Raw genomic sequence first — 26,321 nt, forward strand, 5'->3', positions numbered from 1 at the left:
AGGGGGTTACAGAATGTCCAAATTTTCAGCCGTTGCGCGCCTGCGCCTTGCTTTTCTGGCGAGCGCCACCTTGCTTTGGCCTGCCGCGCAGGCTCAGGCTGCGGATGTCGGTGCAGAGGAAGTGGCGGAAGCCGCGCCGGAAATCATCGTTACCGGGGCCCGCCCGATCGCCGAATCCGAAGCGGCTGCGCTTGAGGTCCAGAAGAATTCGGATTCGCTGGTTTCTGTGGCGGCATCGGACTCGGTAGGCCGCCTGCCCGACCAGAACATCGCCCAAGCCACAGGCCGCCTGCCGGGCGTCGCGGTTGAACGCGATCAGGGGCAGGCGCGCTATATCAGCCTGCGCGGCGCGCCGAATTACTGGACCACGCTGAGCTTCGACGGGATCAACATCGTCAGCCCCGAAGGCCGCGACGCACGGTTCGATTCGGTGCCGTCAGCCATTGCCGGAAAAATCATCGTCTCGAAAGCAGTCACCCCGGAAATGCCGGGCGAGACGGTTTCGGGCAACGTCAATGTCATCACTCGTTCCGCCTTCGACTATTCGGGCCTTCACTTTGCCGGCAAATTGGGCGCGGGGTTTGCCGAACTGGGCAGCCAGAAGGATTATGAAGCCTCCGCCATCATCTCCGACCGGTTTCAGCTGGGCGGCGGCGAGATCGGCGTTCTGCTTTCGGGCAGCTATTACCAGCGCGGCATGATTACCGACAACTTCGAGCATGACTGGGAGCGTGTCTCGCAAGATCAGCGCCCCGGCAATGACACCCGTTTCTGGGCGCAGGAAACCGAGAACAAGCTCTATCGCCTGACCCGCCGCAATTGGTCCGCATCAGGCCGGATTGACTGGAAACCCGACGCCGACAACACGATCTCGCTGCGGTCGGTCTACACGATCTTCACCGACGACGAAGCGCGCGACAACTATCGCTTCGATCTCGATGATCGGCAGTCCGATCAGGTGGCCAACACTGCTGCCTGCACCATTGCCGCCAACTCCACGCCGGCGAACACCGGCTATGCCGATGTCTGCATCGGCAACACGCCGCTGGCCGGCACGATCTACGGCATCGACATCCGCCAGCGATCGACACTGCGCGCATTTCGCCAGTCGATCTTCACCAACACGCTCGAAGGCACGCACACCATCGGCGACAGCTGGAAGCTGAACTGGCTGGGCAATTACACCGAATCGCAGGACGACCGCTCGGTCATCGGCGAGGCAAACTGGGACAGCCCGTCGACCCGCACGCTGCGCCCGACGGTGAGCTATGACTTCACCGACCCCAACCGCGCGCGCCTGCTGCTGTTCACCACGCTGCAGCTTTCCAGCCCGACACGGTATCAGGCCGGCACGCCGGTGACGGCGATCGACAGCTTCACCAAGCCGCTGTCGCAGCTAACCATCCTCGATGCGGTCGATACGACCAAGGCCTACACCGGCAAGCTCTCGCTGGCGCATGAAGGCTCCATGCTGGGCGGCGAAGCGACGATCAAGCTGGGCTTTCAGTTCGACCAGCGCACCAAGGTGGTCGATGAATCGCAGATCCTGCTTAACACCGCAGGCCAGTTCACCGCAATCGGCATTCCGACCGATTACAACCAGTTCAGCCTTGATCAGGCGTTCCTCGGCAAGATCCCGATGGGCTATACCTTCCGCTATTTCGACACCGACAAGATGCGGCAGTATTCGGATTCTGCCCAGGCCAACTTCACTTTCACGCCCAACACCGCCAACATCTATGACGTGCGCGAGCAGGTCTATGCCGGCTATGTCATGGGCACGGTGAAATACGGCTGGGGCTCGATCCTGGGCGGCGTTCGCGTCGAGCATGTCAAGAACCGGGGCATTGCCACGGCGACTGTCGGTACCGCGACCGGTCTGGTCACGGCCGAGAGCGATCAGACGCTCGCTTTCCCCAGCCTGCACGTCAACGTCAATGTCGACGATACCAAGAAGTTGCGCCTGTCGTTCAACAGCGGTGCGGCGCGGGCCGATTATGACCAGATGCGCCCCAACGTGGTGGTCAACGATACCAACCAGACGATTTCGGGCGGCAACCCGGGCGTCAAGCCCGAGCGGGCCTACGGCGTCGATGCCTATTTCGAATGGTATGTCCGCCCGCAGGGCTACCTGATGGCCGGCGTGTTCTACAAGAAGGTCGAGGACGTACTATACCGCCAGACGCGCACCTTCGGTTCATCGGCGCTCGACAGCAATGGCATCGACCGTTCGGGCTATGCCTATTCAGGCATCACCAACGGCGGTTCGGGCCGCATTTTCGGCTTCGAAGTCGCCGCGCAGCTCCAGCTTGAGCCATGGACCGAAAGTCTGGGCCTGCCCGACTGGATGGGCGGCTTCGGCATCAGCGCCAATGCCACGGTGAATGAGAGCGAAGTGACCAAGCCGGCGCTGGGTGCGATCCCGGCGCGCAAGGTGCGGCTGCCCGGCACCTCCGACCTCGTCTACAATGTCGGCGCCTATTACGAGAAATATGGCCTGTCACTGCGCCTGCAATACCAGCGCCGCAGCACCTGGTTGGATGGCATTGCCGACGATCTGACCGACGGCGGCGATACCTATTGGGCTGCGGATGATGAGCTCGATTTCTCGGCCCGCTATGCGATCACCAAGAATTTCGAGATCTATTTCGATGCCACGAACCTGCTCAACAAGCCGGGCCGTCGCTATTCCGAACCGGGCAACCTGCTGACCGCGACAGGCGCGCCAACCCCGTTCACCAACAACCAGACGATCGAATGGGAACGCTTTGGCCGCCGCTATTCGGGCGGCATCCGGGTCAACTTCTGATGCCGCGCAACTGGCTGGCATTCCCTGCACTGGCGCTCTGCCTGGCGGGGGGTGCCGCGCAGGCGCAAACCGTCTCTGTCACCGCACGCGGGGAGACCGCGCCCGTGGGGACGGCAAACGATGATGCTGCGGACGATCCGGCGGTCTGGCGCAATGCGGCAAGGCCATCGCAGAGCCTGATCGTCGCAACCGACAAGAAGGCAGGACTCTATGTCTATGGCTTTGACGGCAAGGTGCGCAGCTTCATCCCCGCCGGCCGGGTCAACAATGTCGCGCTAGTCGATCTCGGGCGCAGCGGCGTTATCGTCGTGGCGAGCGACCGTAACAATGTGGCTGCGGCCCGCCTGCAACTCTACCGCCTCGACACGCGCCGCGCGCTGCTGGTGCCGCTGGGCGATGTCGATGGCGGCGCTGGAGAGGCTTACGGAGTCTGCCTGCTGCGCCGCGGGCGCGGCTTCGATGCGTTCTCGGTGCTGAAGGACGGTAGCATCGTCCACACATGGATCACATTGACGAACGGCAAGCTGCAAGCGCGCTGGCTCCGCACCCTCAAGCTCGCCACCCAGACAGAAGGCTGCGTGGTCGATCCCCGCAGCGCCATGCTTTATGTCGGTGAGGAAGATCGCGGTATCTGGGCCTTCGATGCGCGTGAATCCGGAAGCAACAAAGGCCGGCTCGTCGGCCCCGTCGATGGGCAGCACCTCGTCGCCGATGTCGAGGGCCTCGCGCTCTGGCCGCAAGGCAAGCGCGGCGGCTGGCTGGTGGCATCGAGCCAGGGTGACAATGCCTACGCGCTTTACCGCCTGCCCGGGATGGAGCCGGCAGGGCGTTTCCGCATCGCTGCCGGAATGTTCGGTGCCACCGAAGAAACCGATGGCATCGAACTGGCCAAAGGCAGTTTCGGGCGGCACTATCCCGGCGGATTGTTCATCGCGCAGGACGGCCACAACGCGCCGGCCGCGCAAAATTTCAAGCTGGTATCATGGCGCGACGTGATGAAGCAGCTGAAGTACGGGCAGAAGGCGAAACCTCGATGATTCTCGACCGGCGTACGTTTGCGGCCTCTGCAGCAGTCATCACTGCTTTCGGTGGATGCGCGCGACTAGCGCGTACTCAGGAAAGCGGTTCCGATCACAGCGAAGCTCCCGGTTATGGCCCGCTGCGCCGCGATCCCGAAGGCCTGTTCGACCTACCTGAAGGCTTCTCCTATTCGGTACTGTCGCGCGCGGGTGACCGCATGGACGACGGGTTCTTCACTCCGGACAAGTTCGACGGCATGGGCTGCCTGCAACTGGGCGGCGGGCGGATCGCGCTGGTGCGCAACCACGAACTGGGCTTTGCCGACCATCATCTGGGCCCAGCGCGCGATGACGCGGCCCTGCAGGCGCGTCTCGCGGCGGCGGCCCATTTCGACAAGGGCGCGAATGGCCGGGTCCTGCCGGGCGGAACGTCGACTCTGGTCCTGGACTCCAAGACGCCGACTGTCGTGTCGCAGCACCTCTCGCTCGCCGGCACCTCGACCAATTGCGCCGGGGGAGCAACGCCGTGGGGGACCTGGCTGACCTGCGAGGAAACGCTGGTTTCCGCGCCCAACACCGGGCAGAGCCATGGCTGGATCTTCGAAGTTCCTGCCGGCGCAAAGGGCCTTGTTGCGGCGCAGCCGTTGAAAGCCATGGGTCGGTTCCGCCACGAAGCCGCAGCGGTCGATCCCGCCACCGGCATCGTCTATCTGACCGAGGACATGCCGGACGGCCTGTTCTATCGCTTCATCCCCATGGTGCGCGGGCAGCTGGCCAAGGGCGGAAAATTACAGGCACTCGCCTTTGTCGATGGCGGCACGGACAGCCGTAACTGGTTATCGGCAGACATGGTGGCCGGCCAGTCACGCAAGGCGCGCTGGATCGATCTCGACAATGTCGAAAGCCCGGCGGACGATCTACGGCTGCGGGGTCTGGCTGCCGGCGGCGTCCAGTTCGCCCGCGGCGAAGGCATTCATCTGGGCTGGACGCGCGATCGCCGGCGGCAGATGTTCTTCACCTGCACCTCGGGTGGTGCGGGCCAATGCGGCCAGATCATGCGCTATGAACCCTCGCGCTTCGAAGGCACCGCGCGTGAGGGAGACGAACCCGGACGGCTCGACCTCTTCGTGGAATCCACCGACCCGTTGGTCATGGACTATGCCGACAACATTACCGTCGCCCCCTGGGGGCACCTCATCGTCTGCGAGGACCGGGCCGGCAGCAAGATCAATCATCTGCGCGGTGTCACGCCAGAGGGGAAGGTCTATGCTCTGGCGCGGCTCAATGCCGATACGGAGCTTGCCGGAGCCTGTTTCTCCCCAGATGGCACGACGCTGTTCGTCAATGTCTACAAGCCGGGGCGGACGCTGGCGATCACCGGACCATGGCGCAAATTCGTCACGTGATAGCGACACTGATTGCGACGGGGCGCCACTGATCGGCGCACTGCCGCGCTTGCCATCCAGTTGATCAAGCCGGCCGACAAGGGCAGCCCTTCGGTGCTGCAGATTGTTGGTGCGGTTTGTTCGGCCGGTTTAGAAGCCGCGGGCAAACTCAAACCGGTCTGCGGTTTCGGCCTTTTCGGTTTGTACAGCTCCGCCGATGCGATCTTATCGTAATGACATGATCAACCGGTCAGGCACGCTGCTTGCGGTGATCACGGCAGGACCTTGGCAATCCGCCCAGGTACATGCTGCGTTGCGAGCTGAAGTCAGATCAGGGAATTCCAGCGCCCGGCACAGCCACGTCCATGACCAACAGGGCGGCGCTTGGATCTTGCGCAATCTGTGCGGGATCGTGTGAAGCGGATGTGCAGATGAACAGATGGCGGCGTTCGGGCCCGCCCAGCATCACCGCATAGGCATGGATTTCGAGCGCGATGCGGTCAGTCACTTCGCCACCTTGGCGCACGCGAAGCAGGCTGGGCTGCCCGGCCGGGTTGGCCAGCCATACCGCGCCTTCCGCATCGAGGCAGATACCGTCGGGCTGCACAGATTGATCGAACTGCGCGAAGACCCGCCGGTCGGTCAGGCTCCCCTCTTCAGCGATCGTATAGGCCGTCAGCCGGTGGGCATTGGTCTCGGCAACGATCAGGGTCTTGCCGTCCGGAGTGATCACCATGCCGTTAGGGAAGGACAGTCCGCTGGCCACCTTGTGCACGGTGCCATCGGGATCGATCCGCGCAATCACGCAGCTGTTGACCGGCGCGGCTGCCAGGTCCCAGAAGTTGTAGCCGATATCCCCGACATAGATCCGTCCGCGCGCATCGACCACGCCGTCGCTCAGGCAGAACACGGCAGTATCCCTCAGATCGGCATGGAGGCGCAGGTCCGCGCCGTCCCAATGCATGACCTGCAGGTTGAGCGCATCGCCCACCAGCACGGATCCATCGGGCAGAAAACCAAAGCCATTAGGCTTGAACGGCAACGCGACAATCGTTTCGAGGGCTCCCGACAGGTCGACCGCCTTGATCGCCGAATCGTGGATGTCGAGGAACCACAGGCGGTTCTTGTGCCACCGCGGACTCTCGGTGAAGCGAAGCCCGCGGCCTGTTTCGACGAGAACGTCTGGTCTTGGCGATGCCGTGGTCTGCATCTCGCTCACTTGGTAAGAATGTGGATGGCGACCGCCGCTTCCTCGATTCCGATCATGCCGCCGCCGTTTTCCTGGATGGCGTTGCGCGCGCCTTCGACCTGGCGCTCGCCGGCTTCGCCGCGCAGCTGCGTGACCAGTTCATAGAGCTGGCCGATGCCGGTTGCGCCTAGCGGATGCCCCTTGGATTCGAGCCCGCCCGAAGGATTGACCGGCAAGCGCCCGCCAATGGTGAATTCACCGCGCTCGACCGCCGGGCCGCCCTGGCCATGTTCGACGAAGCCGAGGTTTTCGACCTGGATGATCTCGCCCATGGCGGCAGCATCGTGGACTTCGGCAACGTGCATGTCCTGCGGGCCGAGTCCGGCGATCTCGTAAGCCTGATTGGCAGCGAGGCGGGCGAGGTTGCGTTCGGGCTGGTCGATCGTGCGGCTCGTGGCAGAACGGATCACGCTTGCCGCCACCTTGATGCAGCGGCTGCGGTCCGCGCCGATGCGCTTCAGGCCCTCCTCGGTGCAGACGATGGCGGCGGCCGAGCCGTCGGACACCGGCGCGCACATTGGCAGGGTCAGCGGATAGGTGATCGGCGGAGCGGCCAGCACGTCGTCGATCGAGAAGGGCTTGCGGAACTGCGACCAGGGGTTGTGAACCGAGTGGCCGTGGTTCTTGGCCGATACCGCCGCGATCTGGCGTTGGGTGGTGCCGTGCTTCTTCATGTGATTGCGGCACAGCGCGGCGTAGATCGACATGAACTTGCTGTAGGGCTTGTCCGATTCCGAGCCTTCCGGCGGCGTGATGCCATCGCCCATGGTGACCAACCGGGCATAGTTCTCGTCAGCGCGGCCAACGTCCCAGCCAGCTTCCATCAGCTTGAGGACCATCAGCTTGTCGGCGACGTTCATCTTTTCCGCGCCGATGGCCAGCGCCACGTCGGTGGTGCCGGCCTTCAGGCTCTGCACCGCAAGGTTGAAGGCCGAGCTGCCTGCCGCGCAGCCGTTATCGACGTTGTAGACCGGCACGCCTTCCACCCCGAGACGGCTCAGCACCACTTGTCCGGGGATGGCAAACTGCCCTTGCAGCGGACCATTGGTGATCCCGGCATAGAAGGCTGCGCCAATGTCACCGACGGCGCAGCCGGCATCCTTCAGCGCCCCGTCCAATGCTTCGCGCGCGAGGTCTTCGAGGCTGCGTTCCAGATGACGCCCGAACACAGTCATGGCGATGCCGGCGATGTAGATGTCGGTCATGGGAATATCCTTGCAAAAATCAGATTTTAGTGGAGCGTCCGGCCCAGTAGGTGGCGCGCAGGTCTTTCTTGAGCACCTTGCCGACCGGGCTGCGCGGCAGACGATCGATGAAATCGACGGACTTGGGCGCCATCACGCTGCCCAGCTTGTCCTTGCACAGGGCGATAATGTCCTCGACACTTGCCGATTGCCCGGGGTTCAGCTCGACCACGGCCTTGACCGCCTCGCCCCATTTCGCATCGGGGACGCCGATCACCGCGCAGTCCTGCACCGCCGGATGGCTCCAGATCACTTGTTCGACTTCGCTGGGATAGACGTTGAAGCCGCCGGTGATGATCATGTCCTTCTTGCGGTCGGTAATGTGGACATAGCCTTCGGCATCGATGTGGCCGATGTCGCCGGTATGCAGCCAGCCATCTACGATGGTCTCGGCGGTCTTGTCCGGGGCCTTGTAATAGCCCTTCATGATGAGATCGCCGCGCACGCAGATCTCGCCTGTTTCGCCGCGCGGGAGAGGGCAGTTGGCGTCATCCATAATCTTGACCCGGACCAGCGGGTTGGGCCGTCCGACCGAGGACAGGCGCTCGTCTGATGCAAGCTGCCCGCCTATCAGGTGCTCGTCGGGGCGCAGGTTGCAGATGGTGCCCATGGCCTCGCTCTGGCCATAGCCGCCGGCAAGGACCGGGCCCCAAAGCGCGATAGCCTTCTTCAGCTTGTCGACCGACATCGGTGCCGCGCCGTAAAGCAGGTAGCGCACGGATGAGAAATCGACCTTCTCGATCCCCGGCGCTTCGAGCAGCGCATAGATCACGGTCGGCGGCAGGAAGAATTCGGTGACGCGGTGGCGGACGATGGCCTGGATCAGCAGCGCCGGTTCGGGCTTCGACAGGACCACAACCGTCCCGCCCTGCGCCGTGCAGGGCAAGGAGAGCAGACCCGCCGTATGGGTCATCGGTGCGGCGGCAAGGTTCACCGGCAGGCTGCCATCGCGATAGGTGCAGGTCAGCATGACATGGACGAATGAGGTCTGCGCCGCGCGGTGGGTGTTCATCACCCCCTTGGGCGCGCCCGTGGTGCCGCCGGTGGGCATGATAACGAACACGTCGTCCATGTCATAGGCGACATCGGGCTTGGCCGCGGGCTGACCGCCGCACCAGCTTTCCAGCGACGGTGCATCGGCCGTGTCGCTGTCGATGCAGACCCAGTGTCGCACCTTGGGCAGGCTGGGACGGATCTCGGCGATGATATCGGCGAAGGCCTGCTGGAAGAACAGCACCTCGCAATCGAAGGCATCGAGGAGGAAGCGGTTGTCCTCCGCCGCATTGCGCGCATTGATTGGGATCCAGGTCATGTTCGCCCGCCACAGGCCCAGCGAACAGGCCCATGCGGTGACATCGTTGCCCGACCAGACGGCCCCCTTGGTTTCCTTTGGCAGGCCGAGCGCCAGCAAGGCATGGGCGACCCGGCACGACAGGGTGCCAACCTCGTCAAACGAGAAGTGGCGGTCGTCCTGGATATAGGCGGTCGCCGAGCCGCCAATGTCCCAGCCGCGATCAAAGAAGTCGATTATCGCCATGTCTTGTGCTCCGGGTTCAATAGGCGGCCAGATCGCGCGCAAAGGCGACCGGGCCTTTCCATGTGCGCGTGACGGCAGCCCGCGCCGCCTTCATCCGCGCCGGCGCGACGCCGATATGGGTCAACACCATGCGCTTGACCCCGGCCGCCTGCGCAAGCCTGCCGGCGTCCACGGGGCTGAGGTGATGCTCCGCGAAATGCGCGCGGGCGGCAGCGAAAAAGGCTGGCGGGGCGTTGGGGCGGCTCGCCCGGAGGGTGGCCACCGCGCCGTCGAGATCGAGGATCGAGCTGACCAGAATGTCCGCCCCCCGCGCCAGCTGCGTAACCTTGTCGCTTGGGCCGCTGTCACCGGTGAGCACGACGCTGCGCCCAGGCAGTTCGAAACGCAGCGAGAGCGACTGCGCCTGAACTGGATCAGGCGCCGACTTGCCAGACAGGTAATGGCTGTTGGCGACAGCGCGAACGGCCACGCCTTCCACGGTCAGCTGATCGCCATCGCCGAATTCGACCACCCGCACCCCGTCTGCCGGGTTGCGAAAGGGAGCACCCGGCAGGGCCGGGCTGGTGAGGATCAGGGGCTCCATTGCCGCCACCATGCCATCGACCATGCGCCGGGTGCCCGGCGGGCCATAGATCGTCACGGGCGGATCGATCAGCTGATAGCGGCGGGCAAGCAAGGCGAAGAGACCGCCGACATGATCGGCATGGATATGGGTGATGACGATGCTGCGCAGCTTCACCGGATCGGCTCCGGCCTGGGCGAGCTGATCAGTTACCCCGTCACCCGCATCGACCAGCACCATACCGCCCTGCCAGCGCAGCAGCGTGGCTGGCTGGGCGCGCTGCGCATTGGCCATCGGCCCGGCCATCGTGCCAAGCGTCACGACTTGCGGCGTTTCGGAGGAAGCCGCCGCCGCCGAGACGGGAACCAGAAGGGTCCCGGCGGCGAGGATGAGGCCGATGCCGCGCAGCCCTGAAGCCCTTGTCTGCATGGTCCCGATCCTCGCCGTTTTCACGGTCAGAACCCGAAGCGTATCGTCGCCCCGACCTGGCGCGGCGCGCCGAGGTAGCTCTGATATCCTGATGTCGTACCGAACAGGCTGAGCACGCCCGACTGGGTGACGATGGTCTTGTCGAACAGGTTGCTCGCCCAGATCGAGACGTCGACCCCGCTGTCCAGCCGCAGGCCGAGCCGAGCGTTGACCAGGGCATAAGCGGCCTGCACATGGCGTGGATCAAGGCTCGCGCTGTTGACGTTGGACTTGCCCTGCCAGTTGAGATCGGCGCGCGCGTAGACTTCGCCAAGCGCGGTCTGGCGCTCATATTGCAGCGCGCCGGTCATCCGCCACTTGGGCGCCAGCGGCAGCTGGTTGCCCGAAAGGTCGCAGCTGGTGAAGGTTCCGGTCGGCGTCGGATTGGCATTCGGCGCACGTCCGAACCAGCAGGCTCCGCCGGTATACTTGCGGAACTTGGCATCGATATAGGCCGCGCCAAGGTTCATCGTCAGGCCCGAGCCGAGCTTGAACGTGCCCTCGAACTCCGCGCCGTTGACCCGGACCCGTTCCGCATTGTTGACGAGGTACTGGAGGCCGACGAAGCCGGCGTTCTGGTAATTGGTATAGTCCGAAGTGAACAGGCTGACGGCAAGCCGTGCGCGGCGATCGGCGAGATCAAACTTTGCGCCCACTTCCCAATTGTCCACGGTCTCGCTGCCAAAGCCGCGCTGGGCCGGAACCGCGCTGCCGAAACCGATGTTATGGCCGCCCGACTTGCTGCCGCGCGCGAAGCTTGCATAGATCAGAGTGTCGTCGTTAGGCGTGAAGTTGCCGGTGACGTTCCACGTGACGGAATCGTCCTTGATCGTCGGCAGCGCACCATTGATCGGCACGCCGGCGGGGATGGTTGCCGCAGGCACAAGGCTTGCGGTGAGGAGGTTGACCCCTGCCAGCGGGTGACCGGCGGGCAGGTTCGGGTTGGGCGTGAAGGTTGCGCGGTTGTTGATCGAGGCCTTCTTGGTCTCGGTCTGCCAGCGCAGGCCGCCGGTCAGCGCGAACTGGTCGCTAACCCGGAAGGTCGCCTGACCGAACAGCGCGAAATATTCCGAACTCGCGCGTGAATCGAGGTAGCCCTTGTCTCCGGCCTGTCCGTAGACAACCTGGGACGGCAAGGTGGGCGACAGCGCGAACAGGGCCGCGGCGGGCTGCATCTCGAACATGGCCGTGCGGCCGCGATCGCCGCGTTCGAACTTGGTGTCGAGGTAATAGCCACCGACCAGCCATTCAAAGGTGCCGCCCGAGGGCGAGACCAGGCGCAGCTCCTGCGAGAAAGACTCGCCCGCCTGGGTGTCGCGGAAGGTGACCAGCGGCAGGCTGACCTGATCGATATCGGTCGCCAGAAGTTCGCTCTTGTACTGCGACCATGCGGTGATCGAGGTGAGCGTTACGCCGCCAAGCTTGGCATTGAAGGTTCCCGACAGCATGTCCGAGCTGCTGCTCGAGCGGTTGGGATCGGTGGTGCAGATCACGCGGTTGCTGGGGTTGTTGTCAGGGCAGGCGGTTACGCCGAACAATGTGTTCAGCGCGGCATTGTTGTCGAGCAGGAAGCTGGGTTCGGGAGCAACGCCGCGATAGAGATCGGGGTTGGTGCCATTGCTTTCCAGAATCTCGCTGCGCGCGCCGGTGAGGTTGAACGTCACGTCTTCGGACAAGTCGAACTCGATCTGGCCGCGCACCGAATAGCGCTTCATCTCGTTGGCATGTTCGGCATTCGGGGCGAGATTGCGGAAGCTGGGTCCGGCATTGAACCAGACTCCGGTCAGGCGGGCGCGGACGCTGTCGCTGATCGGTCCGGTCACCGAACCGGCAAGGCGATAGGCCCAGGCACTGCGGCCACCGTCGATGTTGGACACGGTGCCTTCAAATTTCGCGCCAAAGGTGCTGGCCGGACCCGCCGAGATGACGCTGATCACGCCCGCCGTCGCATTCTTGCCGTGCAATGTGGATTGCGGCCCCTTGAGCACTTCGACCCGGGCGATATCGACCAGATCGTCCACGCCAAGGCCGCTGCGCGGCATGTAGACGCCGTCGATGAACAGCGCGACGCTGGGCTCGAACGTCGGAATGTTCGGATCGGTGCCGAGCCCGCGGATGCGGTAGCTCTGCGCCAGCGGCTGGTTGTTCTGCACCAGAGCGAGCGAGGGTACGAGCGCGGCGACTCCTTCGATGCCGGCGGCTCCCGCATCGCGCAGGGTATCGCCAGAGACGGCGGAAATCGACATCGGCACGTCCTGCAGCGATTGCTCGCGCTTCTGTGCGGTGACGACAATCTCCTCGAGCCCGCCGTAATCAGCGGGGGCTTCCTGCGCCCAGGCAGACGCCGGGACCAGAGCTGCAGCCATCGCGAGACCGCTGGCACGAACGAAGTTCAAATGACCATTTGCCATAGATACACCTCCCCTGCCTCGCCATCGTGGGCGAGTGATTTTCTTCAACACGTACTTGTATTTAATAGATTAAATCATGGATCGGCCCCGACGGAGCCTGTCAGGTCACGCAAGATCAGCCGCGTGACGTTCAGCAGCATTTCGCGGAAGTCAGCGCGGGAGAACTGCTTTGTCTCCAGTCGCTGTTCAGCATGGATGCCAACCATCATCGAAAGGATCGAGGCCGCCGCAGTGGCTGCCCGGTGCTCATCGGCACCGGTCTCTCGCACCAGTTCCGCCGCGATTACTTCACGGACATGGGCATGGAACGATGAATAGACCGGCTGAACCGCAGAACTCTCACCGAACTCGATCAGCATCCGGGCGAAGAAATCTGCCGTCGGCGAATTGTCGAAGGCCCGGTCCAGCCGGCGCACCAGTTCGACCGTGCCCGAGTTTTCGGCGGGCACAAGATTCTGCTTGGCCTGCTCCAGCGCGCCTTCGAGGCAGGCTTCCAGCAGGCCGGACTTGGTCTTGAAATGGAAGAAGACAGTGGCCTGGCCATATCCGGCGTGCTCGGCGATCTGTTCGGTCGTCGTGCGGGCAAAGCCCTGGCTGCCAAAGATCAGCGTGGCCGAATCGAGGATCTTCCGCCGGGCCTCGGCAGAGTTCTTCGATACACCTTTGGTCCGCGGCTTTGCAGCGGCAGGTGCGGATTCGTGTTTGGCAGCCTTTCCCATTTCCCATTGATGCCATAGCCGCGAACGCTGATCAAGAAATTAATTGAGTGGTGACTCAATTAATGCTCTAATCAGTCTAACGAACCCGGTACACCACACCAGAAACCCAAGGATTCCCGCCAATGCGCCTTATCGATCTGACCGTGCTGCTTGATCCGGCAAACCGCGAAAAGCTGCCGCCCGCACTGGCTCATGCAGCAGGCGTGGTGGCGCCAAAGATCACCTATCTCAATCCCGCCGAATCGGCAGGCAAGGACGAATTCTGTGCCAGCCTGGGCTGTGCGCATGAGGATCTGCCGGATGGCGAAGGCTGGGGCAGCGAGCATCTCACCGACTTCAGCTCGCACTGCGGCACCCATGTCGATGCCCCGCTGCACAGCGGTTCGCGCTGCGCCGGCGAACCCGCGCGCACGATCAGCGACATCGCCCTCGACGAGCTTTATCGTCCCGGCATGGTGCTTGATGTTCGGCCCTGGGCCAAGGGCGGCGAAATCATCACGGTCGAAATGCTCGACCGCGCCATCGCCGCGACCGGCAGGCCGGTTAAACAGGGTGATGCCCTGCTGATCCGTACCGGTCAGGAACGCTTCACCATGGACGATGCCGAATTCTACAACCAACCCGGCATGTCGCGCGAAGGCACGCTCTATCTGACCGGGCTAGGCGCAACGATCCTCGGCACCGATGCCGTTGGCTGGGACCTGCCCTTTCGCGTAATGAACGCGAAGTTCCGGGAAAGCGGGGACAAGCAGGTCCTGTGGGACGGCCACAAGGCCATCACCAGCCGCGAGGCCTTCATCGTCCAGCAGCTGACGAACCTCGGTGCGCTGCCGCTGGCCGGCTTCCACGTCGGCTTCTTTCCAATGAAGCTGGCCCTCTGCAGCGCGGCACCAGCGCGTGTCGTGGCCTTTGTGAGCTAAGCTGTCTGCTCATGAATTTTACCAGGAGATGGGAAAGGGCTGCGACATAGCTGGAACCCAGGCCGACCTTGTCCACTCCGCCGTTAGACCAGGAATGTCTTTGAACATGTCGCGGCACCCCCGGTGTAGTTACGCCCATCGATGTCGATAGCCAGCGTCGAGCCGGCGCGCATCGTCACGCGATCGGTGACCGACATGGTGCCGATCGTATCGCCCGGAGCAAGGGTGCCGCCGCTATTCCCCTGCACGTCGAGCAAGGACAGTGAACCCGCCACGTTCAGCGTGCCGCCATTGACTGCGACCGACCCGTTGATCGTGTTCACGGATGACAGAATCGCCGAACCCAGGCCAATCTTGGTGATGCCCCCGGCGCCGCTGAAGGCCCCGCTGAACAGCACGTTGCAGCCATTGGTGTCGATCGTGCCGCCAGCAGCCTGAACGGTGACGGCATTGGTCACCGCATTGGCCGTATCAGCCTGCAAGGTGCCGCCGACGAAGTTCGGGTTAACCAGCTGACCGGCAGGGGCCGTCGTGGTGTAGAACGGCTGCGCGGTATCAATATCCGGAGTGCCGCTGATCGGCAGCAGGATACTCGCGCCGCGAACAACGCCCGTGGCCGGATCGAAAGAAACGCCGACATTCGGCACAGGATTGGAATTGCCGAAGCCGTCGAGATAGACGCAGCCCCCATGGCCGCCGTAGAGACAGTCAATCGCAACGAATTCCATCTTGATGTCGTTGCCGGCGATGGTGTCGATATCCTCGACCTTCCAGTCGGTCGCCACCCAGCCGTTCACGTCTCGGAACAGCCCGGTGGCGTTATGCGCGGTAAAGGCGCTGTAGGCGATGTTGGTGAGGACGGTATTGGTCGTCAGGTCAGTGACCTTGATGACAAACGAAGTGCTGTCTTCAGCGCCGTGCGACGGTTCGGGCACCGCGTTCCACGCAAAGTAGAGCTTCGCGGCGTTGTAGCTGGTAACGATCTGCGAGGCTGCGTTGATGTCGTTGCCGCCGCCCGAGTTATTAAGTTTCAGCGCGTAATTGCCCTGGAACACAACAGGGGCGCCGGTTATCGCGTCGGTACCGCCAGCCGTGGCGATCGTGGCGATCGTGGCCGGGCTCTAATACTGCGACTGCGGCGGCGGCCAGCCGCTCGACCAGATAACGCCGTTAAGCGTCCAGCCATTGGCATTGCCGGTTTCAAAGCCCGGATTGGTCACCGTCTGGCCAAGCGCCGGCGTCGCAATGGACGTGGCCAGCAGCCCCGCCACGAATGCGCCGCGCCGCATGGCACCGCGCGCTTAATTCGAATTGATCCCCATGAAAAATCTCCGCACTGATAACCCGGAACACTCTGCATCCCGTAGTTAGGATGCCCGGGCTGCCTGCGAATTAATTGTATGCCTTTGCCCCTAATCAATTTCGTCATGAGCATAAAAGGACTTGTCATATTTATGGCGACCCGGGCTATATTTATGAGCCGTTATAATACTTTCATGACAGCGATCAGACCAACTTGACCGGGCAAGAGCCGCGAATCAGACCGGTACGGCGATGTGCTTCCTGCCGAAAACCGATTGCCAGCCCTCAATTTCTTCGACCACGGCGGCGTCTACAGCGCGGGCGATTTCTGCCACTTGAGAATAGCCGAGCAGGTCATCCGGCGCGCCAAGCAACTGGCCCATGCGCTGGTCGAACGCGTTGAGCTTGGTTGCCGCGACGTGCGAAATTGCGGCGAAGCGTTCGAAGTCCCCGAAATACCGCATCCCCGCAATCGCCGCGCCAAATGTAGGGCACATCACGCCGAAGAAGGTAAACAGGCTGGCCGAACCTGCCGACCACGAAAGCGGCACCAACCCGGCCATTCCTGCCGCTTTCATCGCCAGCCATATCGCCACAAGGCAGAACGCAGCGATGAACAGCCAGGCTGACAGCCTATCGAGCCGGTGGTGCACCTTGTGCAGCCGTCGCGCCTTCGCGACATGATAATCGCGTTGGGACCGCACGTGATGATCGCGCAGAGCGGTCAGGCCTTCGCGCAAATAGGCCCGGTCAATGGCGAGCCGCGGCAGCCCAGCCTCGCGCAGGCCGTGACGAGCATAATATTCCGGCCAGCTGGTATCGCTCCCCTTGGGCCAGCGACCAGCCGGGCGCGCTACGCCGAGCAATTGCAGCATAGGCGCATGGCGGAAATATTCAGCGACGCGGCGCGTCTCGAACCAACGCTTGTGCCAGCTCGCGCGCCGCCCACGCCAGATGATCAGCAGGATCAGGCTGAGCAGCAGGAATTCAGCCAGCGCGAAGAACACCTTCGCCTGTTCAAGGTGGAGTGGCTGGTAAGCCAGCCCTGCCGCGACGGCGAGCGCCGAGAGCAAGAAATTGGCCATCATTCCGCCGCGATAGAAATCCGAAACGCGCGCCGAAATGCCATCCGACCAGGCAAACCGGCGCAGGGTGCCGCGCTCGATCTTGTCAGCGAATTCCGGGTCGGCCGAGGCCATGGACCGCGCCGCCGCCATGGTTGCCGCACCGCTGCCGCCAGAGATCTGGTCCGGCGTTTCGTAGCGGCGGGTGAGCGAACGCAGGGGCCGCCCCTCACCTCCGAAGAATGTCTCGATGCGGCGGTAAAGCGTCCAGAACCGGTGGCTGTGCGGGTGCCATGCCTCGCGCGCCAGCGCCTCGGCACCGCGCTTGAACGCCCCGCCCTCGCCTGGGCGCAGCGCCAGATGGACGAGCGCCGCCAGATCCGCGTCACGCGAGACCTGCCGGGGCCGCGAATCGAGCAGATCCTCGACCGTCTGGAGCACGCACCAGTCATCGGGGCGTGCCGGATCGATCCAGATCACCGGGGTGGCGGCGTCAAGAGAAGCGGCGATCGTGTGTCCCGTCCCGCCGGTCAGGCAATTCGAGCCGCCGTCCCAAACCGCAATGATCAGGTCCGACTGTTCGATCATCACCCGCCCGGCGAGCGCAACGCGGACCGAGCATTCACCGTTCCACACCTGCGCGCGCGCACGGTCTGCCGGATGATCGAGGTGATCGAGGAACAGCGCGGCCATCGCCTCGTCGCGGTCGGCCAGTTCGAACAGCCGAGCACCGGCATAGGCCTTGCGGATGAGTTCAGCGCGCTGACCGACCGCTGAATCGCCCGGCATTTCCCCTGTGAGCAGGGCGCGTGCATCGGCCGCCTCAGAGGGAAAGGCATTGATCGCGAGGTTCAGGGCGCGGCCGAAGGGCAGCGGCGCCGTGACTTCCCAGCCGCGCTGCTCAGCAAGGTTTGCCGCCAGCTGATCGACGCCGCTCGCCAGCAGGCTGTGCAACCGCACCGGAGCCAGCACGCCGAGCGACTGGCGCTCCGCTTCGACAAGCGCGCCGATCCGCGCGAACATGGCGGCGAGAGCGGCCTCTACCGCCGGTTGGTTGGCGCTAAAGGCAGCATTGTTCGCCCGGTGACCGGTCACGCCAAGGCACAGGCGGGGCAGCGGGGGCGGCGGCGCTTCGATCATCGGCGGCAGCCTATTGTGCGAGCGGGCCCTTGGCAAAACTTTCCCGCGTAATCTCGTAGATGACATGGCGCACTTCGCGGCCCGCCATCTGCGCATATTCCACTGCATCAGTTCGCCGGCCGCCGATCTTTTCCATGGCACGGCGCGATCGCAAGTTGGTTTCGCCAACACGGAACAGCACTCGCTCTACATGCTGGAGCGCATGAGCGAGCATCAGCCGTTTGAGTTCGGGATTGAACTGCCCGCCCCAATGACTGCGCGTGAGGAAGGTCCAGCCGATTTCGACCGAGCCGCCGTCTGCGGGATCGTGACCCTGCCAGCGCGATGAACCAATGAGAGTGCCGCTGGCCTTGTCAATTACTGCCATGGCGCCGCGGTTCGCCAGTGCATCGTTGAAGAAGGCGCGGAACACCGGCTCCTGCCAGCGGTCATGCGCCGGGTGGATCGCCCAGATTTCCTTGTCACCGGCGACGGCGAACAGCGCGTCCCAGTCTTCAGACTCCAGCGGCCTGAGCAGAAGCCGTTCCCCTTGAAGGACCGGCTGCCACACCATGTCAGGCGGTGACGTCGGCGACGGCGGCTATGAACTGGTCGATGTTGTTCATTGTCAGCCCGGCCACGTTGATGCGGCCCGATCCGGCCATGTAAACGCCGTGCTTCTCGCGCATCGCGAGCACTTGCTCACCGGTCAACGGCACGATCGAAAACAGGCCGCTTTGCGAACCCATGGGAGTGAAATCGACGCCGCCCTGTTTGCCAGCCGCGCCAAGCCGCGCACGAACCTGCAGCATGCGCTCGCGCATCTGGTCGAGCTCGTCCTGCCAGGTCTTCACCAGCGCTTCGTCCTCAAGGATGATGCGCACCGCAGCCGCGCCGTGATCGGGCGGCATCGACCATGCGGCGCGCGCCAGGGCGTGGCCGTTCGACAGCGCAGCGTTCACTTGTGCAGCGTCCGCCATCATCACGTAAACCGCGCCAACGCGGTCGCGGTAGAGACCGAAGTTCTTGTCGCACGAATAGGCAACCAGCGCCTCAGGCACTTCGCCCAGCACGCGGCGCAGGCCGTAAGCATCTTCTTCCATGCCATAGCCGAGGCCCTGATAGGCAAGGTCGATCAGCGGCAGAACGCCCGATGCCTTGATGGCGGCGGCGATCTTGTCCCAGTCAGCGTTCGAATAGTCGATGCCGGTGGGGTTGTGGCAGCAGCCGTGCAGCAGGATCGCGTCATCGGCGCCGGCTTCGGCAATCGCGCCAAGCACGGCGTCCATGTTCGCCACGCCATCAGCGGTGCTGTGCGCGAATGTCTTGAGCTCAAGCCCGAGGTCGGCGACGATCTGCGCGTGGTTCGGCCAGCTTGGCGTGCCCATCCAGATGCGCTTCACGCCGGCGCGCTTGGCCAGCGCCAGTGCGAGGCGCACCGCGCCCGTGCCGCCGGGGGTTTGCATGCCATCGATGCGACCGCCCATGGACGGATCCTGCTTGCCGAATATCCACGGCATCAGCGCATGGACAAAGCCCATGTCGCCTTCTGGGCCGAGGTAGGCCTTGGAAACCTGCGTCTCGTGCAGCTTGTGCTCCGCCTGCTTGATCGCAGCGAAAACCGGCGTCGCGCCGTCGCCGGTGCGGTAGACACCGACGCCGAGGTCGATCTTGTCCGCGCGCGGATCCTCGTTGTGGAGCTTGATCAGCGCGAGAAGCGCGTCGGCGGGCTGTTGCTGCAGATTGTTTAGCATGACGCGCGCGCCCTTACCCTCGGGCGCCTTGGGGGGCAACCCCTCGGCAGTGGCTCGCAGCAATCGCCGGGGCGCTTTTCCGCCCATTGGCGAAAGGCCGCGCCTGTGAAATCCTGCATGCCAGCCGATGGGAGAACTGCCGTGGCGAGCCTGCCGATCGAGACGAAGCGCACCTACTGCAAAGTCTGCATGGTCCACTGCGGACTGGAGGTCGACGTGGCTGGCGACCAGATCGTGAAAGTGCGAGGCGACCGGGAGCACCCGCTATCAAAGGGTTACACCTGCCCCAAGGGCCGCGCGACCGGGCAGATCCATCACGATCCGGCGGCGATCACCCAGCCGCTCATGCGCAAGGATGGCCACCTCGTGCCGGTCAGCTGGGACGAGGCGCTGGATGATATTGGCGCCAAGCTGCGCTCGCTGATCGACCGGCATGGCAAGCACGCCGTCGGCATAAATTTCGGCTCGGGCCTGGGGCTCGATTCCTCGGGCTATGCAATGGAGGAGGCGCTGCACGCGGTGCTGGATCATGGCCCGAAGTTCACCCCGCTGACCATCGACGGCGTCGCCAAGGTGCTTGTCGCCGGGGCGGTGGGCCGCTTTCCAGGGCTCAATCCGAAGACCAACTACGACGGCGTAAATCTGCTGCTCTATGTCGGCACCAACCCGATGGTCAGCCACGCGCACAACACCGGCATGTTCAATCCGGCGCAGCACATCCGCGCCGTCGCCGCGCGCGGTGAGGTGTGGACGATCGACCCGGTGTTCACCGAGACCGCGAAGTTCTCCACCCGCCATATCGCGGCCTGGCCGGGCAAGGACTACGCGATTCTCGCCTGGCTGGTGCGCGAGGTCATCGCCGGTGGGCCGCTCGACTTTGCCCAGCCGGTCGACGGGCTGGACGAACTCACCGCGCTGCTGCGCGACTACACGCGTGAAAAGGCTGCAACGATTGCCGGCGTGTCCGAAGAGGAACTCGCCGACTTGCTCGCCGCCGTGCGCCGCCACGGCAAAGTGTCGGTGGAAACCGGCACCGGCGTTTCCATGACCACCGGCTGCAACCTGACGCAATGGCTCGCCTGGGTGCTGATGATCCTGACCGGCAGCATGAACCGGCCCGGCGGCGTGTGGTTCCATCCCGGCATGCTGATGCCCTTCGATGCCTTCGAACTGCCCGACATGGACGCGTGGACTCCGGGATCGAAAACCCGCCCGGAAGTCGACGGCGTGCTGGGGGACTGGCCTTGCGCCGTCCTGCCCGACGAGATCGCGGCAGGAAACATCCGCGGCCTGTTCAACTTTGGTGGCCGCCTGCTGCGCAACTTCCCGAACACCGAGAAGCTGGCCGACGCGCTGGGCACCCTTGAATTCAACGTCATGACGGAAATTTCCGCCAACGAGACCAGCGGTGCCGCCAGCCATGTCCTGCCGACCAAGGGCGTACTCGAACGCACCGAGTTCAGCCGCTGGGACACGCTTAACTGGAACGCCAATCTCCAGTTGTCGGAAGCGTTGGTGCCGGTGACGGGCGAGCGGCGATCGGCCTGGTGGGTGATTTCACAGATCATGCGCCGCGCCGACTTACCCGTGGCGAACGACATCCCTACGGGGCACGATGAGCCGGGCGCTGACGAAGCCATGCTCGCGCGTCTGTTCAACCCGATATCGCGCTGCACCTTCGAGGAACTTCGGGAAAAGCGCTTCGTTCAGCGCGAGATCGAATTCCCGGCGCCTTGGCTGGATGCGCACGTTGCCAAAATCGGCGGCTGGAAACTGATGCCGGACAGGATCGTCGCCCAGTGGCAGGCCATGCGCGCCGACGACGAGGCCGGAATCGGCCAGCCGCGCGCGCTGGTCTTCACCTCGCGCCGCCAGCGCCGCAAGCTCAACGCTCAGCTCGATTTCCTTGGCGCGGAGGCCGATGCCCTGCTTAACCCCGCCGACGCCGAGGCGCATGGTATCGGCGATGGCGATCCCTTGCGGGTGAGCACCGCGTCAGGCGAGGCAGAGTTCATAGCCCGGATTCATCCCGGCATGCGGCGCGGCGTCGTTTCGATTGCTCACGGCCACTTGCCGGCCAACGTCAACCGCCTGACATCAACCCGCGCGATCGATCCGATCAGCGGAATGGCGCATTACAGCGGCGTGCCGATCGAGATCGGCTCCGCCGTTTAGGCCTACTCCGCGGCAACCGCCTCAGACCTCGGCTCGCGCAGCGGGCGCTCCTTGATCTTCACGAAGTCGCTTTCGAAGCGCTTGTGCACCGTGCCGCACAGCCGGTCCCAGACCGTGGTATAGCCGCCGAAGTTCGCGGTGAAGTACTTGTGGTGATGATCGTGGAAGGTTGCCGAAATGAACCATTTCGTCAGCCAGGTGCGGTTCCACCACTTGGGCAGGAATTCGTAGCCCGAATGGACCCACAGCCCCATCAGCACATTGGTCGGCACGATCAGCGCCATCGAGGCATCGTGCACGTCGACCACGGTGACGAAGATGATCATCCAGCCGCCATTGATCAGCGATTCAAACGGATGGACCGAGAATGTCGTGATGACATTGGGCGAGGTCGACTTGTGGTGCAGCTTGTGGATCCACGAGTAATAAGGCTCGTTGTGCATCCAGCGGTGCAGCCAGTAGAACCACGTGTCAAAGGTGATAAAATAGGCCGCATATTCTAGCAGGATCACCCACCAGGCCGCAGGCTCGCTCTTGAACGTGATCCACTCGTTCGCGAGCAGCCACTTCTGCAGGTTCCCCAGTACCAGCGCTCCGAAGGTGAAGGTCACGACCATCATGATTGCCTCGAAGCGGAACTGTTTCCACTTGAAGCCGCGCGGCTGGCATTTGCGCGCTTTAAAATAGCCCGAAACAATGCCGCCGATAATCGCTAGCGACAGCACCGCGACAGTCACCACAAACCAAAGGTTGAGCGCAGTCTCGCCCGACAGGATTCCCCGCATCGCAAATCTCATTCAAAAGTTGAATTATCTGCGCGGCGAAATGCGGGATGGCGCGGGCAAAGTCCAGCTTCAACCGTGCGGGCAAGCTAATCGCCCGCCGCGGCGATGGAAATCTGATACTCAGTAGATCAAAATGGCAGCCACTTCGCCTTCTTCGACATCTTCATGTAGCCCGCATTGACCCCGAACCGCAGGCCCACGCCGGTGCGCACCGGGATCAGCACGACATCGCCGCGCCGCAGATAACTGACGTGGAAGCCACCGATGAGATAGGCCTGCCCCTCACCCTGACCGAATCGGTGGTACAGGTCGTCGGTGTTGTAGAGGTTGTAGACCAGCACGAAGCTGTTGCCCGCATTCGCACCGGCATCAAGGCCAATTGACGGCCCAGTCCAATAGACCGGTTTCTGCCCCTCAACCTTGTGATAGAGCGTGCCAGAACCATAGCGCAGGCCGACAATAATCGCCCCGCCACCTTCACGGCCGACGATATAGGCGTTCGGTTCACCCTGCTTCTTGAGAATGTCCTTGATCACTCCGGCCAGACCCTTGGCGCCTTTGCCGAACACGCCCTCGGCCGCGCCGATCAGATCGTTTTCCTGATAGGTTCCCGTCTTGGCCGCCGGGTTCTGTGCCGAATTGGCGGCAGCTTCGGCCGTCGAATAGCCCGGTGAGGCGGTCGGGTCCGGCTGGGCCACCGGTGCCGCTGTCATGGTCGGGCTGCCGGGAGCAGGTGTGGATGCGGCGGGCGCAGGCGTGGCCGGCGCGGGATTGGGCGTGACCTTCTGCTGCGAAAGCGGGATCAGGTCACCATCGATCGCCTTGTCGGGATCGACCGATTTCACCTGTGCCGATGCACCGAAGCCGGCGAACATCATGGCTGCTCCGGCCAGAGCGCCAAACGCCTGCTTGCCTAGCTTGCGAATTCCTTTGTTCATTCCACCCGTTCCCACATTTGCGCCCAGGGCTTGGCCCCATGACACACGCTTCCGCGCCCCATCAGAATCGATGGCTGCCAAGGCGGCAATGGACCGGCGATGAGCCGAGTCGGTTTTACGATGGAACGAGTCGCGCGCGCTGCCAAACCTTGCAAACACCACGTGAAACTGCGGAGGAAATCTTCTTTCCCTCAATCACCAATTCGATCTTGCCGCCCCCCGCCCCCCTCGCTATAGGCCGCCCTTCGCCGCTGCGATCCGGAGACGTGGGTGAGTGGCTGAAACCAACGGTTTGCTAAACCGTCGTACTGGTAAATCCGGTACCGAGGGTTCGAATCCCTCCGTCTCCGCCATATTCCATTGAAATAACTAGGTTTTTTCGTGGAAATGGTCTTTTGCCCATGACTAAGCCTACGATAACGCGCCGGTAGTGTGCGACTTGGGGCGAACGTAAGTGGCCTTCACAGATTCCCCCTAGCCGATATGATTGCGGCAATGGACGGTGAAAGATATTTCGAGGATCCAATCCTAATCGACGTGAGGGCATTAGCAGCGGGCCTGTCACCAGAGCACGGCAAGCTGGCCCGGGACGCGCGGCGCTGGGTTGATGCTCGTTCGAATTCCGCAGACCTCACCTTGGCGCATGATTATATCCGCGATACGATTGACCTGCATCAGCGCGGCGCGGACGACTTGGACAATGCAACGGCAGCTCTGCTACAGGCCGCAATGGCGCTGTCAGAGCGATCTAGCGGGCCTGCCTACGCCCGGGTAAACTCGGGCGATGAGATGCTCCAAATCCGATAATCCGTTCCGCTATTTCCACTCGTCGCCGGAAGTGATCCGGCTCGTGGTCATGATGTATGTGCGTTTTCCGTTATCGCTGCGGAACGTCGAGGACCTGTTGTTCGAGCGCGGGATCGACCTCTGCCACGAGACCGTGCGGCTATGGTGGAACAGGTTCGGTCCGATGTTCGCGGCCGACATCCGTCGGCAGCGAGTGAGCCGGATGCGCGGGTTTCGGCACTGGAGATGACACGTTGATGAGGTCTACGTCCTGATCAATGGCGAGATGCATTATCTCTGGCGCGCCGTTGATCACGAAGGTGAGGTCCTGGAATCCTACGTCACCAGGAAACGTGACAAATCCGCAGCTTTGCGGTTCTTCAAGAAGGCGCTGAAGCGCCATGGGCAGCCCGAGGTCATCGTCACCGACGGGCTGCGATCCTACCCTGCAGCGATGCGGGAACTCGGCAATCTGGATCGACAGGAAATGGGGAGGCACCTGAACAACCGCGCTGAAAATTCACACCTTCCTTTCCGCCGACGAGAGCGGGCGATGCTACGATTTCGACAAATGAAGTCGTTACAAAAGTTCGCCTCGGTCCATGCCTCCCTGCACAACCATTTCAATTCCGAACGCCACCTCGTTGATCGACAGACCTATCGCGAGCGCCGCTCGGCCGCACTAGCCGAGTGGCAATCACTTGTAGCCTGAAGCTGCGCAGCCTGGGGATCGCTCCGCCTATCGGAGACTGGTTGCGGTCGGACTGGCAGCACCTTGCTGTTCCACCTGATCAGCAAACTCTACGAGAAGACCTCGGTCATCATTACCACCAACCTCGCCTTCGGCGAGTGGCCCACCGTCTTCGGCGATCCCAAGATGACCACTGCGCTGCTCGGCCGCATCACGCACCACTGCGATATCGTCGAAACCGGCAACGACAGCTGGCGCTTCAAGCACCGCAGCTGAGACACCCCAGAAAAACGACCTTTGCGCTGCTGCCGCCTCCGGTCGGGCTACGCCCTCCCTACGCCGCCAGCAGCGCAAAACCTGCGCCCAGCATCAACTGATCCTCGCTACGCAAAGGGGGGGCCCTTTTGCGCGCCGATAGCGGGTCCCGATTGGACGCCGATTGACAGCTATGTCAGCGATACCAGCCCAGTGGTCAGTGATGCTTTGGCCTTACTGTGGTTTGTTTGTATAATCGATTCATGTCATTCAGAAGGCCTTACAGCGGGGCACCGATTAAACCGGGCCCGATCTACCTCACGCGAATTCGAAAGCAGCGTCGGCGCAGGGCAGTCCTTACTTGGCTTGCTGGAATGGGCGTGTTCACCGGGGTCTTTGCTGGTGGAATGGCGGCGACTAATTGGCCTTTTGATTCGTCATCCCTGCTGAGGGCCAATCGCGCGACAACGCTGTTTGGCAACTGCGGATATATTCGGCGCAATTGCGTTGTCGACGGCGACACCTTTTGGATCAAGGGCGAAAAGGTGCGGATCGCCAACATTGATGCACCCGAAACCCCAGGATCCGACCGCTGCAAATATCTCCGTACCGGTAAGAATCCGAGTTGGTGTGATTTCGAGCGCGGTCTTAAGGCCCGCGACACACTGCGTAAGTTCCTCTCAAACGGCCAGGTTGTGATCTCGCGTCAAGGTAAAGACCAGTATGGCCGCACGCTGGCGACGGTTAGTGTGGACGGCAAAGACGCTGGCAAACATCTTGTCCACCAGGGTGTAGCCCGTTCGTGGCAGAACTGAGCCCACCCCTTCAAAGCGCAGCTAAATGTAACGCCGCCATTGAATTTTGCGAGCTAGTTCGGCAGCCCCTACCAATGGACCGCGCGGCACTGTCAAAGGGACTGCACCGGTTGGGGATGAGGTCCTGGTTGCGATAACGTAGGGCCATGCCCCGTCCTCGAAAACCAGCCAATCCGTTCCGTTATTTCCACTCCTCTCCGGAGGTGCTCCGGCTTGTGGTGATGTTGTACGTTCGGTTTCCGCTGAGCCTGCGCAATGTCGAAGATCTGTTGTTCGAGCGCGGTATTGATCTCTGCCACGAGACCGTGCGGTTG

20 protein-coding genes, 1 tRNA gene and 3 pseudogenes are annotated in these 26,321 nt (G+C 63.0%); 11 read left to right on the top strand and 13 right to left on the bottom strand.

Going from position 1 to position 26,321, the window contains the following annotated elements; genetic code table 11:
- Window positions 1–13: 13 nt before the first annotated feature.
- The 4 genes from WG900_RS18515 to WG900_RS18530 are packed head-to-tail and all read left to right on the top strand — an operon-like array spanning window position 14 to window position 5,447.
- A complete protein-coding gene (locus tag WG900_RS18515) occupies window positions 14–2,809 on the top strand; it encodes a TonB-dependent receptor (RefSeq protein ID WP_339969585.1) in 2,796 nt (931 codons plus the stop codon).
- On the top strand, window positions 2,809–3,846 hold the full coding sequence (locus tag WG900_RS18520; protein ID WP_339969587.1) for a phytase: 1,038 nt from the start codon (window positions 2,809–2,811) through the stop codon (window positions 3,844–3,846). Before WG900_RS18515 ends, WG900_RS18520 begins: the two co-directional genes overlap by 1 nt.
- Entirely contained in the window at window positions 3,843–5,234 is a 1,392-nt protein-coding gene (locus tag WG900_RS18525; protein ID WP_339969589.1) for an alkaline phosphatase PhoX, read from the top strand. The genes WG900_RS18520 and WG900_RS18525 overlap by 4 nt, the downstream gene beginning before the upstream one ends.
- 60 nt (window positions 5,235–5,294) lie before the next feature.
- On the top strand, window positions 5,295–5,447 hold the full coding sequence (locus tag WG900_RS18530) for a hypothetical protein (RefSeq protein WP_339969591.1): 153 nt from the start codon (window positions 5,295–5,297) through the stop codon (window positions 5,445–5,447).
- A 97-nt stretch (window positions 5,448–5,544) separates the two neighbouring features.
- On the opposite strand, the gene WG900_RS18535 is transcribed toward WG900_RS18530, so the two are convergent.
- The 6 genes from WG900_RS18535 to WG900_RS18560 form a co-directional block, all read right to left on the bottom strand.
- Entirely contained in the window at window positions 5,545–6,423 is an 879-nt protein-coding gene (locus tag WG900_RS18535) for an SMP-30/gluconolactonase/LRE family protein (RefSeq protein WP_339969624.1), read from the bottom strand.
- 5 nt (window positions 6,424–6,428) lie between these two features.
- Window positions 6,429–7,667, bottom strand: coding sequence for a thiolase family protein (locus WG900_RS18540; RefSeq protein ID WP_339969593.1), 1,239 nt, complete (start codon window positions 7,665–7,667; stop codon window positions 6,429–6,431).
- A gap of 19 nt (window positions 7,668–7,686) precedes the next feature.
- Window positions 7,687–9,243: a class I adenylate-forming enzyme family protein gene (locus tag WG900_RS18545; protein WP_339969595.1), complete on the bottom strand. Its 1,557-nt coding sequence runs from the start codon at window positions 9,241–9,243 to the stop codon at window positions 7,687–7,689.
- Between the two features lie 16 nt (window positions 9,244–9,259).
- Window positions 9,260–10,234: an MBL fold metallo-hydrolase gene (locus WG900_RS18550; RefSeq protein WP_339969597.1), complete on the bottom strand. Its 975-nt coding sequence runs from the start codon at window positions 10,232–10,234 to the stop codon at window positions 9,260–9,262.
- 26 nt (window positions 10,235–10,260) lie between these two features.
- Window positions 10,261–12,639, bottom strand: a complete 2,379-nt coding sequence (locus tag WG900_RS18555; protein ID WP_339969599.1) for a TonB-dependent receptor — start codon at window positions 12,637–12,639, stop codon at window positions 10,261–10,263.
- Window positions 12,640–12,758: 119 nt separating this feature from the next.
- On the bottom strand, window positions 12,759–13,403 hold the full coding sequence (locus tag WG900_RS18560) for a TetR/AcrR family transcriptional regulator (protein WP_339969601.1): 645 nt from the start codon (window positions 13,401–13,403) through the stop codon (window positions 12,759–12,761).
- Between the two features lie 122 nt (window positions 13,404–13,525).
- Between WG900_RS18560 and WG900_RS18565 the strand changes: the two genes are divergently transcribed.
- Window positions 13,526–14,323 (top strand): cyclase family protein, encoded by a 798-nt coding sequence (locus WG900_RS18565; RefSeq protein WP_339969603.1) that lies wholly within the window; start codon window positions 13,526–13,528, stop codon window positions 14,321–14,323.
- Window positions 14,324–14,406: 83 nt separating this feature from the next.
- Here WG900_RS18565 and WG900_RS18570 read toward each other — a convergent pair whose 3' ends face one another.
- From WG900_RS18570 to WG900_RS18590, 5 genes are all read right to left on the bottom strand, one after another.
- On the bottom strand, window positions 14,407–15,378 hold the full coding sequence (locus tag WG900_RS18570; protein WP_339969605.1) for a hypothetical protein: 972 nt from the start codon (window positions 15,376–15,378) through the stop codon (window positions 14,407–14,409).
- A gap of 66 nt (window positions 15,379–15,444) precedes the next feature.
- Entirely contained in the window at window positions 15,445–15,612 is a 168-nt protein-coding gene (locus WG900_RS18575; protein WP_339969607.1) for a hypothetical protein, read from the bottom strand.
- A 249-nt stretch (window positions 15,613–15,861) separates the two neighbouring features.
- The gene (locus tag WG900_RS18580; protein ID WP_339969609.1) at window positions 15,862–17,829 is read right to left on the bottom strand and encodes a hypothetical protein; all 1,968 of its coding nucleotides are present in this window, start codon (window positions 17,827–17,829) and stop codon (window positions 15,862–15,864) included.
- A gap of 10 nt (window positions 17,830–17,839) precedes the next feature.
- Entirely contained in the window at window positions 17,840–18,382 is a 543-nt protein-coding gene (locus tag WG900_RS18585; RefSeq protein ID WP_339969611.1) for a GNAT family N-acetyltransferase, read from the bottom strand.
- Between the two features lies 1 nt (window position 18,383).
- Window positions 18,384–19,562 carry an amino acid aminotransferase gene (locus WG900_RS18590; RefSeq protein ID WP_339969613.1) on the bottom strand — a complete coding sequence of 393 codons (1,179 nt, stop codon included), beginning with the start codon at window positions 19,560–19,562 and terminating at the stop codon, window positions 18,384–18,386.
- A gap of 141 nt (window positions 19,563–19,703) precedes the next feature.
- On the opposite strand from WG900_RS18590, the gene WG900_RS18595 reads away from it, so the two are divergent.
- Entirely contained in the window at window positions 19,704–21,737 is a 2,034-nt protein-coding gene (locus WG900_RS18595; RefSeq protein ID WP_339969615.1) for a molybdopterin-containing oxidoreductase family protein, read from the top strand.
- 2 nt (window positions 21,738–21,739) lie between these two features.
- Here WG900_RS18595 and WG900_RS18600 read toward each other — a convergent pair whose 3' ends face one another.
- Both WG900_RS18600 and WG900_RS18605 read right to left on the bottom strand, forming a co-directional pair.
- Complete coding sequence (locus WG900_RS18600; protein ID WP_339969617.1) at window positions 21,740–22,522, bottom strand: sterol desaturase family protein; 783 nt, start codon at window positions 22,520–22,522, stop codon at window positions 21,740–21,742.
- A 128-nt stretch (window positions 22,523–22,650) separates the two neighbouring features.
- The gene (locus WG900_RS18605) at window positions 22,651–23,460 is read right to left on the bottom strand and encodes a DUF1134 domain-containing protein (protein ID WP_417598507.1); all 810 of its coding nucleotides are present in this window, start codon (window positions 23,458–23,460) and stop codon (window positions 22,651–22,653) included.
- 260 nt (window positions 23,461–23,720) lie between these two features.
- Between WG900_RS18605 and WG900_RS18610 the strand changes: the two genes are divergently transcribed.
- From WG900_RS18610 to WG900_RS18630, 5 genes and pseudogenes are all read left to right on the top strand, one after another.
- Window positions 23,721–23,813, top strand: a tRNA-Ser gene (locus tag WG900_RS18610).
- 431 nt (window positions 23,814–24,244) lie between these two features.
- Window positions 24,245–24,958 (top strand): annotated as a pseudogene (locus tag WG900_RS18615) (IS6 family transposase).
- A 48-nt stretch (window positions 24,959–25,006) separates the two neighbouring features.
- Window positions 25,007–25,213, top strand: a pseudogene (locus WG900_RS18620) (ATP-binding protein); the annotation flags it as partial.
- 353 nt (window positions 25,214–25,566) lie between these two features.
- A complete protein-coding gene (locus tag WG900_RS18625) occupies window positions 25,567–26,007 on the top strand; it encodes a thermonuclease family protein (RefSeq protein ID WP_339969619.1) in 441 nt (146 codons plus the stop codon).
- Window positions 26,008–26,153: 146 nt separating this feature from the next.
- Window positions 26,154–26,321 (top strand): annotated as a pseudogene (locus WG900_RS18630) (IS6 family transposase); the annotation flags it as partial.

The sequence above is a fragment of the Novosphingobium aquae genome, assembly GCF_037572715.1.
Lineage (GTDB): Bacteria > Pseudomonadota > Alphaproteobacteria > Sphingomonadales > Sphingomonadaceae > Novosphingobium > Novosphingobium aquae.

What these genes read in the sequence shown, in the direction of transcription:
- WG900_RS18515 (WP_339969585.1), top strand. Translation starts at nt 14, where the DNA reads ATGTCCAAATTTTCAGCCGTTGCGCGCCTGCGCCTTGCTTTTCTGGCG.
- WG900_RS18520 (WP_339969587.1), top strand. Translation starts at nt 2,809, where the DNA reads ATGCCGCGCAACTGGCTGGCATTCCCTGCACTGGCGCTCTGCCTGGCG.
- WG900_RS18525 (WP_339969589.1), top strand. Translation starts at nt 3,843, where the DNA reads ATGATTCTCGACCGGCGTACGTTTGCGGCCTCTGCAGCAGTCATCACT.
- WG900_RS18535 (WP_339969624.1), bottom strand. Translation starts at nt 6,423, where the DNA reads ATGCAGACCACGGCATCGCCAAGACCAGACGTTCTCGTCGAAACAGGC.
- WG900_RS18540 (WP_339969593.1), bottom strand. Translation starts at nt 7,667, where the DNA reads ATGACCGACATCTACATCGCCGGCATCGCCATGACTGTGTTCGGGCGT.
- WG900_RS18545 (WP_339969595.1), bottom strand. Translation starts at nt 9,243, where the DNA reads ATGGCGATAATCGACTTCTTTGATCGCGGCTGGGACATTGGCGGCTCG.
- WG900_RS18550 (WP_339969597.1), bottom strand. Translation starts at nt 10,234, where the DNA reads ATGCAGACAAGGGCTTCAGGGCTGCGCGGCATCGGCCTCATCCTCGCC.
- WG900_RS18555 (WP_339969599.1), bottom strand. Translation starts at nt 12,639, where the DNA reads ATGGCTGCAGCTCTGGTCCCGGCGTCTGCCTGGGCGCAGGAAGCCCCC.
- WG900_RS18560 (WP_339969601.1), bottom strand. Translation starts at nt 13,403, where the DNA reads ATGGGAAAGGCTGCCAAACACGAATCCGCACCTGCCGCTGCAAAGCCG.
- WG900_RS18565 (WP_339969603.1), top strand. Translation starts at nt 13,526, where the DNA reads ATGCGCCTTATCGATCTGACCGTGCTGCTTGATCCGGCAAACCGCGAA.
- WG900_RS18575 (WP_339969607.1), bottom strand. Translation starts at nt 15,612, where the DNA reads ATGCGGCGCGGCGCATTCGTGGCGGGGCTGCTGGCCACGTCCATTGCG.
- WG900_RS18580 (WP_339969609.1), bottom strand. Translation starts at nt 17,829, where the DNA reads ATGATCGAAGCGCCGCCGCCCCCGCTGCCCCGCCTGTGCCTTGGCGTG.
- WG900_RS18585 (WP_339969611.1), bottom strand. Translation starts at nt 18,382, where the DNA reads ATGGTGTGGCAGCCGGTCCTTCAAGGGGAACGGCTTCTGCTCAGGCCG.
- WG900_RS18590 (WP_339969613.1), bottom strand. Translation starts at nt 19,562, where the DNA reads ATGCTAAACAATCTGCAGCAACAGCCCGCCGACGCGCTTCTCGCGCTG.
- WG900_RS18600 (WP_339969617.1), bottom strand. Translation starts at nt 22,522, where the DNA reads ATGCGGGGAATCCTGTCGGGCGAGACTGCGCTCAACCTTTGGTTTGTG.
- WG900_RS18605 (WP_417598507.1), bottom strand. Translation starts at nt 23,460, where the DNA reads ATGAACAAAGGAATTCGCAAGCTAGGCAAGCAGGCGTTTGGCGCTCTG.
- WG900_RS18625 (WP_339969619.1), top strand. Translation starts at nt 25,567, where the DNA reads ATGGGCGTGTTCACCGGGGTCTTTGCTGGTGGAATGGCGGCGACTAAT.